Source organism: Pseudomonas sp. Marseille-Q0931 (assembly GCF_940789645.1).
Taxonomy (GTDB): Bacteria; Pseudomonadota; Gammaproteobacteria; order Pseudomonadales; family Pseudomonadaceae; genus Aquipseudomonas.
Map to the genome: position 1 here is coordinate 205,249 of NZ_CALNWT010000009.1, position 12,527 is coordinate 217,775.

At 65.6% G+C, this 12,527-nt stretch carries 9 protein-coding genes, 1 CRISPR repeat array and 1 riboswitch; all 9 genes read right to left on the minus strand.

The genetic code is table 11. The features are described from left to right. Positions 1-810: a hypothetical protein gene (locus tag P3C50_RS15920; protein ID WP_275546760.1), complete on the minus strand. Its 810-nt coding sequence runs from the start codon at positions 808-810 to the stop codon at positions 1-3. Positions 811-920: 110 nt separating this feature from the next. Further along, positions 921-2,393, minus strand: a complete 1,473-nt coding sequence (gene amn, locus P3C50_RS15925) for an AMP nucleosidase (protein WP_275546761.1) — start codon at positions 2,391-2,393, stop codon at positions 921-923. A 95-nt stretch (positions 2,394-2,488) separates the two neighbouring features. Further along, on the minus strand, positions 2,489-3,172 hold the full coding sequence (locus P3C50_RS15930) for an energy-coupling factor ABC transporter permease (RefSeq protein ID WP_275546762.1): 684 nt from the start codon (positions 3,170-3,172) through the stop codon (positions 2,489-2,491). Positions 3,173-3,223: 51 nt separating this feature from the next. Beyond that, positions 3,224-3,427, minus strand: a riboswitch (cobalamin riboswitch). A gap of 99 nt (positions 3,428-3,526) precedes the next feature. Further along, positions 3,527-3,736: direct repeats of the CRISPR family, unit length 29 nt; unit sequence CGGTTCATCCCCGCTGGCGCGGGGAACAC. Between the two features lie 84 nt (positions 3,737-3,820). Continuing rightward, positions 3,821-5,470 carry an acyl-CoA dehydrogenase family protein gene (locus tag P3C50_RS15935; protein WP_275546763.1) on the minus strand — a complete coding sequence of 550 codons (1,650 nt, stop codon included), beginning with the start codon at positions 5,468-5,470 and terminating at the stop codon, positions 3,821-3,823. Continuing rightward, complete coding sequence (locus P3C50_RS15940) at positions 5,467-6,108, minus strand: TetR/AcrR family transcriptional regulator (RefSeq protein WP_275546764.1); 642 nt, start codon at positions 6,106-6,108, stop codon at positions 5,467-5,469. The genes P3C50_RS15935 and P3C50_RS15940 overlap by 4 nt, the downstream gene beginning before the upstream one ends. A 243-nt stretch (positions 6,109-6,351) precedes the next feature. Further along, entirely contained in the window at positions 6,352-8,745 is a 2,394-nt protein-coding gene (locus P3C50_RS15945; RefSeq protein ID WP_275546765.1) for a hybrid sensor histidine kinase/response regulator, read from the minus strand. Between the two features lie 90 nt (positions 8,746-8,835). Continuing rightward, on the minus strand, positions 8,836-9,726 hold the full coding sequence (locus P3C50_RS15950) for an ABC transporter substrate-binding protein (protein WP_275546766.1): 891 nt from the start codon (positions 9,724-9,726) through the stop codon (positions 8,836-8,838). After that, on the minus strand, positions 9,723-11,699 hold the full coding sequence (gene fhuB, locus P3C50_RS15955; protein ID WP_275546767.1) for a Fe(3+)-hydroxamate ABC transporter permease FhuB: 1,977 nt from the start codon (positions 11,697-11,699) through the stop codon (positions 9,723-9,725). The genes P3C50_RS15950 and fhuB overlap by 4 nt, the downstream gene beginning before the upstream one ends. Before the next feature lie 2 nt (positions 11,700-11,701). Then, a complete protein-coding gene (locus tag P3C50_RS15960; RefSeq protein ID WP_275546768.1) occupies positions 11,702-12,469 on the minus strand; it encodes an ABC transporter ATP-binding protein in 768 nt (255 codons plus the stop codon). Positions 12,470-12,527: the final 58 nt, after the last annotated feature.

A 12,527-nucleotide genomic window follows, 5' to 3' on the forward strand; every position in this document is an offset into this window, starting at 1 on the left:
TTAGGCCAGCGGCAGAGCCTCGGCAGGCAGCCGTCCTGGCGTCTGCCGCAACCGGCGCGAAACGCCCCATTCCGCAGCGACCAGCGCCAGCAGCAGGCCGAGCTGAATCAGCAAGGCGATATAGAACGGTTTGAATACATGGCTGATCTGCCGCTTGAGCAGGCCGAGAAGGAACTCGGCGTGGAAGAGCTGCTCGATACGCGCATCCAGTACCTGATTCAGCACCTTCTCGTTAAGGCCGCTGTAACGGGCGGTTTTCTCCACTGCCATCTCGCCAATCGCCTTGCCCAGCAGACTGGCACGCAGTCGGTCGAGCAGGTCGAAGGCGATGCGTTCAGCGGTCGAGGCCTCGGCGCGCTCGGCAGCTTCTTGCAGCCGCTCACTACGCACATAGTCCAGCGCCAACTGATTGAGCAGCGTCTGCACACTGATATCACGCACGGCCAATAGTCCCTGCTGCTCCTGCGCCTCGACATAGGCCTGGAAGTCGCTCCAGATATCGTCGGCCAGTTCCTGAACCAGGGGCGCGTAGCTATCGAGATGGCGATTGATCTGCTGCTGGCTGCCATACAACAGCCCACCCTGGACGCCGAGAAAACCTCCGGCCAGGGGCAACAGCAAAAAGTAGAGTTTCAGCAGCCAGTGGTGCCAGCGGTTGTTGCGTGCCAGCCAACCCAATCGGTGCAGCTTGAGCGCCAGCAACAGACCGGCAACCGCACCAAGCATCAGGGCCAGGCCGGTGTAGAGGAAAAGACTGAAAAAGCTGAAAGGTTCCCACAGCGCCGTGAGCAGCAGACGTGCCTGTTCCATGCGTATTACCTCGTTCGTCCATGACGGCGCGAGTGTAAACCAAAGAGGCTGCACGACACTGCCAGGGCGTGGCCGGACTGTGCGCCAGGCCACGCCACCCTTTCAGAACCTCAGCGGAACGGCGGCTCGTCGAAGCTGCGCAACTTGCGCGAGTGCAGCGAGTCGAGCTGGCTGCGCATCAGCTCCAGCGCCGCGATGCCGATATGCAGGTGCTGGGTCACTGCGCGCTCGTAGAAGGCACCCGCCGCACCGGGCAGCTTGATCTCGCTGTGCAGCGGCTTGTCTGACACACACAGCAGCGTGCCGTAAGGCACCCGCAGGCGGTAACCCTGAGCAGCGATGGTGCCGCTCTCCATGTCCACCGCCACTGCGCGCGACAGGTTGATCAGCGGACGCTCCTGCGCCCAGCGCAGCTCCCAGTTGCGATCGTCGTAGGTCAGCACGGTGCCGGTACGCAGGCGTTTCTTCAGCTCGTCACCCTCCTCGCCGGTGACCAGCTTGGCGGCTTCCTGCAGCGCCTGCTGCACTTCAGCCAGCGCCGGCAGCGGGATATGCGGCGGCAGCACGCGATCGAGAATGCCGTCGCGGCGCATATAGGCGTGGGCCAGCACGTAGTCGCCGATGGTCTGGGACTGACGCAGGCCGCCGCAGTGGCCGATCATCAGCCAGCAATGCGGGCGCAGCACGGCGAGGTGGTCGGTGATGTTCTTGGCGTTGGACGGGCCGACGCCGATATTGACCAGGGTAATGCCGTGGCCGTCATCAGCCTGCAGATGGTAGGCAGGCATCTGATAGCGGTGCCAGACCACGTTCTCGATGATCGCCTGCATCTCGCCTTCGGCCGTACCGCGTTCGATCAGCACGTTGCCCGGCAGCACCATTCGAGTGAAGCGCGAGTCGCCCACCAGCATGTCCAGGCCATGGCGGATGAACTGGTCGACGTAGCGGTGGTAGTTGGTCAGCAGAATCCATGGCTGCACATGATTCCAGTCGCTGCCGGTGTAGTGCTGGATGCGCTTGAGCGAAAAGTCGGTGCGCGCGGCATCGAACAGTGCCAGCGGCAGCGGGTCGATGTTCTCCCAGTCGTACAGGCCATCGGCGGTGCCGTCGGTGGCGGCAGACAGATCGGTACTGGGAAACACGCGCGCCAGCTCGGCAGCGGTCACGCCACTGCCGGCCAGCTCATCGCCGCCCTCGACCACATAGGGGTAGGGAATATTCTGCTGGCTGCGGCCGACTTCCACACGCAGGGTGAAATCGTTCATCAAAGGGCGCAGCTGCTCCAGCAGGTATTTGCGAAAGGCTGCCGGCTGGGTCACGGTGATGGCGTAGGTGCCCGGAACCTGCACCTTGGCGTAGGCGCGTACGGTGGTCGGCACTTCGCCCTGGCACAAGTAGGTCAGGCGCAATTCGGGATAGCGGAACAGGCAGTGCTCGCTGGCATCCGGGCGGATGCGCTCCTTGAGGTAGCGTTTGAGCGCATAGCTCAGGGCACCAGTGGCTTCCTGGTGCAGCGCGGCGAGGCGATCGACCGCCTCTTCGGGAGTGTGGGCAATGATGAAATCATCTGAGCAGGCTTTCACGGCGCATCTTCCTGACTGAACGTACGCGCCTATCTTGCCTGCATCCTTGTGGCAAAACATAGCGTGGCGACCGGGAATCGGTCGCCACGCTGCGATCAGGCGGCCGCCTGATGCAGGCGCGCGTTGAACAGCGGACCCTGGCTGAAACGCGACAGCGCCTTGGCGGCGGCCAGCACGCCCAGGTCGATCAGCGGCTCGATCAGGATCACGCTCATGTAGGCCAGGCCGAAGCTGCCCACGGCCGCCAGGTTGTCACTGGAAAAGCCGTGACCGTAGAAGGCCCAGAACGCGACCCAGACGACGATGCCGCCCTGATAGGCAGTCGACAGCGCCAGTGCCTGCTTGTAGGAAAGATCGACGTAGGCGGTACCCGGGGCGACGATACGCTTGGCCAACAGACTGATGCCCCACAGCGGGATCAACAGTGTGGTGACGTTCATGCCGTATTGCGGCAAGTCGAACTGGGCGAACAACAGGCCTTGCAACAGCAGGCCCGCAGCCAGGCCGATGGCCGTGGCACCGGCGCCGAACAGCAGCAGCAGGGTCGAGCCGAGGATCAGGTGCACCTCGGAAACGCCCACCGGATGATGCGGAAACACCTCGAAGAAGCAGAACACCAACGCGGTGGTCAGCAGGCTGCGCATCGCCAGCGCGGCAGCACCATCGTTGTTGCGGACACTGTCCAGAGCGAGTTTGGCGGTCAGGCCAAAAGCGGTGACGGCTGTTGCGTAGCTGAGCAGGATCTTGGCGCCTTCGACGACGCCCGGTTCGATATGCATGCGAGTTCCTTTGCCGCGCCCACCGCGCGACGATTCGGATGAAGGATGGGCGAAACGCCCGTTGCCGATGGCAGGTCTCCTGGCTCACGGCTTGGCACTTCGCCCGCCTTCCCGACCGAAGTCAGTGGCATCCGGGCATCGTTCGCCGCTTACAGTTGCGGGGGCAGCCAGGGCATTGGCGAAATTCGCCGCATCCTGTTCCCTTTTCATCCGCGTCACAGGTGTGTACGCAGAACCATCGGCCGCCAGATTACTCGCCCGTCTGGCTAAAAAACAGCGGCCAGACTGATCGCTCAGCCCTCTTCGCGCACGCAGAAAACACCACGGTCAATCAGCGATATGCGGCCACTGCGCTAGCTCATCCCCGCTAGCGCGGGGAACACTACATGGCGACCTCGCTGACGGTGGCGGTGCGGTTCATCCCCGCTGGCGCGGGGAACACCTTTCCTCGTGGATGGCGCGCCGTAGTGGTCACGGTTCATCCCCGCTGGCGCGGGGAACACGAAATGCGCGTATGGCACGCCATCTGCCACCGCGGTTCATCCCCGCTGGCGCGGGGAACACTCTTAGCGTAACCAATTGTTCCAAAAGGGAAAAATCAGCCGCTAAAAACCCACCAACTTTTTCTTGTTAAAGATCGCAGCCACATCAAAGCAGATGTGGCGTGCTGCGCGCCAGCAGCGCGTCGACGTCGACGCCGCGCGGCAGGGTGCCGTAGACCCGGCCGCGGCCTCCCAGGCGGCTGGCGATAAAGGCGTCGCTGACCACGCTGTTGCCCGCCTCCAGCAGCAGCTTGGCCTGCAGTGCCACGGCCACGTCTTCGGTGAGCTGGCGGGCGCGGTATTGGATGTCGGCGGTATCGGCAAAATCGGCTTTCAGACGCTGAATATGCGTCTCCAGGCGAGCATCGCCATGACCGTCGCCCAATTCAGTGAACAGCGCATCGAGTACGCCCGGCTCCTTGGACAACGCGCGCAGCACGTCTAGGCATTGCACGTTGCCGGAGCCTTCCCAGATCGAGTTGACCGGCGCTTCGCGGTACAGACGCGGCATGATGGTTTCCTCAACGTAGCCGGCGCCGCCCATGCACTCACTGGCCTCGTAGATCATTTCCGGCGCGCGCTTGCAGATCCAGTACTTGCCCACGGCGGTGACCAGACGGGCGAACTTGTCTTCCTGCTCGTCATGCAGATGGTCGAGCGCGCGGCCCATGCGCATGCACAGCGCCAGCGCGGCTTCGCTCTCCAGGGCCAGGTCGGCCAGCACGTTCTGCATCAACGGCTGGTCGGCGAGGATCTTGCCGCCCACCTGGCGATGCGCGCAGTGGTGCGCGGCCTGGGTCAGCGCCTGGCGCATCAGGCTGCTGGAACCGACCATGCAATCGAAACGGGTCATGGCGACCATCTCGATGATGGTCGGCACACCGCGCCCTTCCTCGCCGAGCATCCAGGCAAAGGCGCCGCGGTACTCCACCTCGCTGGAAGCATTGGCCCAGTTGCCCAGCTTGTTCTTCAGGCGCTGGATGTAGAACGCGTTGCGCGTGCCGTCCGGGCGGTGACGCGGCAGCAGGAAGCAGCTCAACCCCTTGTCGGTGTAGGCCAGGGTGAGGAAGGCGTCGCACATCGGCGCCGAGCAGAACCACTTGTGGCCGACCAGCTCGTAGCCCTGCCCCGGCCCGCCGAGACCGATGGGATAGGCGCGGGTGGTGTTGGCGCGCACATCGGTGCCGCCCTGTTTCTCGGTCATGGCCATGCCGATGGTGACGCCGGCCTTCTGCTCCATCGGCAGATTGCGCGGGTCGTACTCGGTGGCAAGTATCTTCGGCAGCCACTGCTCGGCCACGTTGGGCTGCAGGCGAATGGCGGGCACCGCGGCGAAGGTCATGGTCAGCGGGCAACCGCTGGCGGACTCGGCCTGGCTGTGTAGATAGGAAAGCCCGGCGCGGGCGACATGGGCACCGGCGCGTGGGTCGGTCCAGGGCAGCGACGGCAGGCCCTGCTCGATGGCCGTGCGCATCAGCTCGTGATAGGCCGGGTGGAATTCCACCAGGTCGATGCGGTTGCCGTAGCGGTCATGGCTCTTGAATACCGGCTTGTTCTCGTTGGCGAGAAAGCCCGCCTGCATCAGCGCGCCGCCGGCCAGGGCACCATAGGCGCTCAAACGCTCATCGGCCCAGGCGCCATCGTAGCGGCGAACCCACTCCTGCAGCGGCAAGTCGAGCCGATAGAGGTTGGCGCCGTCCAGGCTCGGCACCTGGTTGAACACCTCATGGGTTTCGGCGTGCAGGCTGGGTTTCATCGCGTGTGCTCCTCGGCGCCCACGGCGCGCAGGCAGAAGGTGACAAGGCTGGCGCTGACCTGCGCCAGCTCCAGAGTGGGTCGACCCGCTTCGCGCGCGGCGCGGGCAGGCGGAGACAGCGGCCCGACCAGGGCCTCGGCAATGGCACCGACCAGGCAGGCGGAGACCAAGCCGATCGGCTCGACACGAAACTCGCCGACGCCGACGCCCTCCTCCAGCAGGTCGCTGAACAGTTCGGCGTAGGCTTCGCGATAGAGCAGGCGCTGCTCGTCGACCTCGGGATCGACCGGCTCGGCGATCAGCGCAAAGGCCAGGCGGCGGCTATACCAGGCGCGGGCGGCGAACTGCTCCAGGCCGATGCGCAGGCGCTCGCTGGCGCTTCCCGGCCCGCGCAAGGCGGTAGCCAGGGCATTCACTTCACGCTGACTGGCCGCGGCGAAGACTTCGGCGGCCAGCTCGCCCTTGCTGCGAAAATGGCGATAGAGGCTGCCGGTGGCGATACCAACGTCGTCGGCCAGCGCCTGCATGGTCAGGGCGGCGAAACCACCGGCACTGACCCGCTCCAGCGCACAGCCGAGAATGCGCTGGCGCTGAGCCTGGTCGCGGTCGATTCGCGCTTCGGTGATGCGGTAGGCCATGATCTGAATCCTGATTCATTGCCAAACAGTGAATCAGGATTCAGATCATGGCTAAAGGGACGATCCGGCCAAATCTGCGGCCGAACGGACATCGCTAGACAGGTTGAGCCAAAGCCGTCGATAGCGCGGAAGGACTTGTCGCGGCCAAGCACAAGTACCTGGTGCAACGACCGCAGACATGGGTCGGTAATAGACCTGCATGGCCTCCACGGCAGGTTGCACCCGCCCTATGCAGGCGCAGCGCTAGGAGACGGCGGGCGGCCTGCACAACACCCAATCGTGCAGCAGCACGCGCAGCTCGTCGAACTTGACCGGCTTGGCCAGATAGTCGCTCATGCCCGCGGCCAGGCAGCGCTCGCGGTCACCGCTGTGGCTGTGCGCGGTAATCGCCAGCACCGGCAGCTCGTCACAACCGGGAAGCGCGCGAATCGCGCGGCAGGTGGCGAAGCCATCCATCACCGGCATCTGGCAGTCCAGCAGCACGGCATCGACGCTTTCACCGCGCAGCAGCTCCAGCGCATCGGCCCCGTTGTCGGCGGTGCGCACGCGGTAGCCCAGCTTGAGTAGCATGCCGCGCGTCACCAACTGGTTGATCGCGTTGTCCTCGACGATCAGCACTGTGCACTGCTGCGCCTGACGCAGCGCCACGCCACTCGGCGAGCGCGATGGGCGCGCAACCGGCATCGCCTGCTGCTCCGGAAGCGTCAGCGGCACGTTGAGGCGAAAGCGGCTGCCGACATCGGGCTGCGACTCGTGGCTGAGGCTACCGCCAAGCAGATCGACCAGTTGCCGGCAGATCGCCAGGCCGATGCCCAGGCCGCCGTACTTGCGGGTCATGGAGCCGTCAAGTTGGTGGAAACGTTGATACAGGTCGCCCTCGCCCTGGACGAAGCCGATGCCACTATCGCTGACCACCACGCTGAGCGGCAGATGACTGCCCTGGCTGCCGGCACGCCCGACCTGCAGCGTCACACCGCCCTCGCTGGTGAACTTGATGGCGTTGTCCAGCAGGTAGCCCAGGGCCTGCGCCAGCTTGGTGGCATCGCCTTCCAGGGTGTCGGGCAAACTATCGTCCAACTCCAGAGTGAACATCAGCCCCTTAACCTCGGCGCGCGGCGCGTATTGCGCACGCAGGCCGTCGAACAGGCCGCGCAGGCTGAACGCCTCGCGCCGCGGATAGAGCTTGCCGGCCTGCAGCTCGGTCAGGGCGAGGATGTCGTTGACCATGCGCATCATGTCGCGCGCCGATGTGGCGGCAGTCTTTTGGTACTGCTCCAGCTCGACATCCATCTTCACCGTCTGCATCAGCTCCAGCGAGCCGATCACGCCGTTCATCGGCGTGCGCAGCTCATGGGTCACGGTGGCGAGGAACTCGTCCTTGAAGCGGTTACTGTCGGCCAGCTCCTGGTTCAGTTCCTCGAGCTTGCGCCCGGCCTCCTGGAGGATGCGCGCGCGCTCTTCCTTCATTGCGTTGATGCGATCGGCCAGTGCCAGCGACAGCAGGCTGACCTCCAGCGCCGAACCGATCTGGCTGGCGTACATGGTGAGAAAGACGTTGGGCAGATAGCCCAGCACCATCAGCGTGTTGACGATGCCGCCGACAAGAAAGGCGGTCCAGGCGAAGATGAAGTAGCGCGCCACGCGCATGCCGCGCAGCCAGGCAAGGATACCGGCAGCGAAGATCGCCACGGTGAACAGCAACGCCAGGTAGGTGGCCAGGCGCAACGCCGTTGCATAACTGATGCACAGCGCCAGGATCATCACCCCGGCGCCGCAGGCCATGAGCAGCAGCAGCAGGCGATCGACCCAGGGGCTGTGCTCGGCGGTGTGCAGGAAGCTGCGCGCGAACTGGCAGCCGAACAGGGCCGCCGAGCCGATCAAAAAAGGCGTGGCGGCGTTGGCCCACCATGGGCTGTTGGGCCAGAAGAACTCGATGCCGGCACCGTTGACCGATACCTGATAAAGGCCGAACGAGGCGATGTAGAGGATGTAGTAGAGGTAGCTGGTGTCGCGCACGCTGAGGAAGATGAACAGGTTGTACACCAGCATCACCAGCAGCACGCCGTAGATGATGCCGAGCACGTAGATGCGCCCGGGCTGCTCTTCCAGATAGGCGTTGGGCGCCCACAAGGTCAGCGGCGCCTGGATCGACCCCTGGCTTTCCAGGCGTAGGTAGATGCGCTTGACCTGCCCCGGCTCCAGGTTCAGTTCGAACAGGTAGTTGTTCTGGCGGATCTGCCGGCTGTCGAACGGCAACGCATCGCCAGTGCGCTGGGCCAGGGCGAAGCGACCGTCCCTGGCGGGGAGATAGAGTTCGAGATGATCGAGCGGCGGGTAGGCCAGCTCCAGCAGCCAGTTTCGGTCACCCTTCGCCTGCACGGGGCGATATTCAAAATCCAGGCGCAACCAGAACACCGAACGCGAATAACCGGCGTTGAGTACGGGCTTGTCATGCAGGCGGAAGCTGCCCTGCACGGCCGGCGAGGCGACGTCGTCGATGCTGGCGTCGCCGCGCACGTCCTCGAACACGTACATGCTCTGCCCCAATGGCAGCATGCGCATCTGTTCGTCGAAGGTAACGGCGCTCGCGAGCGAGCAGAAAACGAGGCTCAAGAAGAGCAGGAGCAGCCGGTGCATACGACCCCACGAGCCCTGTCGAACGACATCGGGACCCCATTACCCCATCGATGATGTCGTCACGCACGGCAGACTTGTATTCGAATCGCCCTACTCTAGGGGCTGGCGTGGCGCTTTGCCAGATTCAGGCGGCAGTTTGAGCATTGCCTGGCCAATGGCCTCGGCCAGGTACTGCAGTGAAAACACCCCGCCATAGGTCCAGGTCGAGGGCATCCCGGCGAAGCGCCGCTCGCGCACGAAGGGCATCGCCTGCCACAACGGCGAGGCGAACAGCTGCGCCTCCTGGGCGAAGGGTTCGATATGCAGCACCACGCCCTGCTCGATGCGCCCCAGTGCGGTGATCGGCACCTGGGTGATGCCCCACGGGCTCGGTGCCAGCTGCATCGCCGGCTGCAGGCCGAGCAACGTCAGCGCGTGCTGCGGCATGGAGTTGGGGCCGTTGATGAAGGCCGCCGTCGGCGACGAGAAGCGGATCACCGTGACCGCCGGCAGGCGCTCGCCATAGTGAGCCTGCAAGCGCTTGCGCCACTGCGCCAGCTCGGCCTCCATGGCCTGCAGGCGCTGTTCGGCCAATGCCTCGCGCCCGAGCGCACGCGCCAGGTCGAGAAAGGCTTCGCGCTGCGCCTGCAGGTTGTCGTGCTGCTGGCTGAAGCCCTGATACACCTGGACCGGCGCGATGCGTTCGAGCAGTGGCCGGATGTCTTCGAGCAAGGGCGGAATGACGATAAGCTGCGGCTGCAGTTCGGCCAGCAACTCGAGGTTGGGCTCCAGGCGCGAGCCGACCGATGGCACCTGGTCAGGCAGCGTCGGCCGCACCACCCAGGCGCGGTAGTCGCCAGCATCGGCCACGGCCAGCGGCGTCACGTCGAGCATCAGCAGGTGCTCGGTGGCCTCCCAGCTCAGTGCAGCCACACGTGGCGCGTCGCCAGCCCAGGCCGGTGCCAGCCAGAGCAGCAACGCGCCCAGCAGCCACTGCCTCATGCCAGCCTCCCGCGTATCAGGAGAAAAACGAAATACCCGCCGCACAGCACCGAGGCGACGATGCCCACCGGAATCTGCAACGGGAAGATCAGCGTGCGCCCGACCCAGTCGGCCAGCAGCATCAGCACAGCGCCCAGCGCAGCGGCGAGCAACAACTGCGGCGCCACGCGGCGCGTCCCGAGCATCACCGCGATATGCGGCGCCAGCAAACCGAGGAATGCCACCGGCCCGAGCAGGCTGGTGACCAGCGCGCAGAGCAGCGCCACCAGCACCAGCAGCGCCAGGCGCAGCCGCGGCACATTGAGGCCGCGGCTGGCGGCAACCCCATCGCCGATGCCGATCAGCGTCAGCGCGCGGTGGAACACCAATGCCGACGCGCCGAACAGCAGCACGCCGAGGGTCAGCCACAGCGCCTGCGCCGGCGTGGCACGGTAAGTGGAGCCGGCCAGCCAGCCGAGCAGCGCGAAGGAATCTCCAGTGCCCTTGGCCAGCACGAACTGCAGCGCGGCGTTGAGCAGCGCCCCCAGGGAAATACCCAGCAGCGCCATCAATGCCGGCGAATAATGGTGACGTCGGCCCAGCAGCATCAACACCGCCAGCACCACCAGGCTGCCGATGAACGCCGCCAGCGGTGCGACCGCGCCGAAGACCGCACCACCGAACAGAATCAGCGCCAGCATCACGGCCAGCGTGGCACCGGCCGACAGGCCGAGGATATCCGGGCTGGCCAGCGGGTTACGCAGCAGGCGTTGCAACAGCAGGCCGGAAATCGCCAACCCTGCACCGGCCGAAGCGGCGGTGAGCACGCGCGGCCAGCGCAGCGACCAGACCAGTGCCGACGGCCATTCCAGGCGCCAGCCATCGAGGCCGCGTGCAAGCCCCAGAGCCAGTGTCAGCGCCACTGCAGCCAGCAGCCCGACCCACAGCGCACCACGCCAGCCAAAGCGCTCGGCGCCGGCGGGCAGCTGCAAGCCATGCGGGTCCTCAGCCGCCAGATGCCGACGCGCCAGCCACAACAGCACCGGGGCGCCGATCAGCGCTGCAGCCGCGCCGCTGGGCACCAACTGGCCGCTAAGCTGGTTGGCCAGCAGCGCCAGGGCGTCTGTGGTCAACAGCAAAACGGCACCGAGCAGCGAGCTGTAGGCCAGCTCGTCGCGCGCCGTGCGGGCACCCAGCATCTTCGCCAGATTGGGCGTGAGCAGGCCGATGAAGCCGATCAAGCCGACCGCTGTGATCGACACCGCGCACAACCACAGCGCGGCCAGAAACAGCATCAGCATCACCGGCCACAGGGCCAGCCCGCGCCCCTGGGCTGCCTCGCCACCCAGCTGCAACAGGCTCAGCGGCCGCGGCGCGAGGATCAGCAGCGGTACGGCCAGCAGCAGCTTGGGCCACAGCCATTGCACCCAATGCCAGTCGATCTGCGCCAGGTCTCCCGCGCCCCAGACGAACAGCCCCTGGGTGTACTGGTTGTTGATCAGCACCAGCCCGGCGGCCAGTGCGCCGAGCAGCAAGTTCATCGCCATGCCGCCAAGCACCAGCGGCAGGCCGCCAATGCCGCTGCGCCCGGCGATCAGCAGCACCAGGCCGACCGCCGCCAGCGCCCCGCCGAGTGCCGCCCACTGGCCATGACTGGCAGCAAAGGCCGGCACCAACAGGGTTGCCAGCACCAGACCGAGCCAGGCACCGGACGAGGCGCCGATGGTCATCGGCGAAACCAGGCGATTCTGCGTGATCTGCTGCAACAGGCTGCCGGACAGCCCCAACGCGGCGCCCACCAGCACGGCCATACTCAGCCGTGGTAATGCTGACAACTGCAATTGCAGGCTCTCGAAGCTCTGCCCCGCAGCGCCGAGCATGGCCCAGAGTTCGAGCGGGTCGAGGTCCGCTGCCAGCCAAAGATGCAGCAGCGCCAGAGGCAATAACAGGAAAAACGTCAGAAGATGGCGTGACGGCGCCGAAACGGCCGACATGCTCAGGCCACCACGGCGATCTTGCGTGCGCTGCCGGGCTGCTCGATCAGTTGAATGTCGATCTCGTAAAGCTGGCTGAGCAGCGGCCCACTGAGCAACTCGTCCGGGCTGCCGTCGAAAAAGATGCGCCCCTGCTTGAGGGCGATCACCCGGTCGGCATGCCGCGCGGTCAGGTTGATGTCATGGAGGATGGCTACCACGCCGCGCCCGCTGTCACGGTTGAGCTGGCGCAGCAGGCCCATCAGCTCGTACTGGTGGGCCAGATCCAGCGCCGAGGTCGGCTCGTCAAGCAACAGCAGCGGCGATTGCTGGGCCAGCAGCATGGCGATCCAGGCCCGCTGGCGCTCGCCGCCGGACAGGCTGTCGGCCAGGTGGTCGGCGTAATGGGCGACATCGGTCTGCGCCAGCGCCTGGTCGATGGCGGCATGATCCTCGGCGCGCCAGCGCCCGAGCAGCCCGCGCCAGGGAAAGCGCCCCAGGCGCACCAGCTCACGCACGGTCAGGCCGGCGACATCGGGCAGATGCTGCGGCAGGAAGGCCACGCGCCGGGCGAAATCGCGATCGGAGAAGCGCTGCAAGGGCTTGTCGTCGAGCTGCAGCGAACCCTGGGTCGGCTGCAACTGCCGCGCCAGCAGGTTCATCAGGGTCGACTTGCCCGAACCGTTGTGGCCGAGGATCACGGTGAAGCGATCACCCTCCAGGTGCAACTCGTCCAGCGCCAGCGTCACCCGCTCGCCACGGCGCACCTCGATATCGCGCAACGTCAGCATGCTCGCACCAGCTCCCTGGACAGACCAATCCGCGCCCGGCCGAAAGCGGCAGGCCACA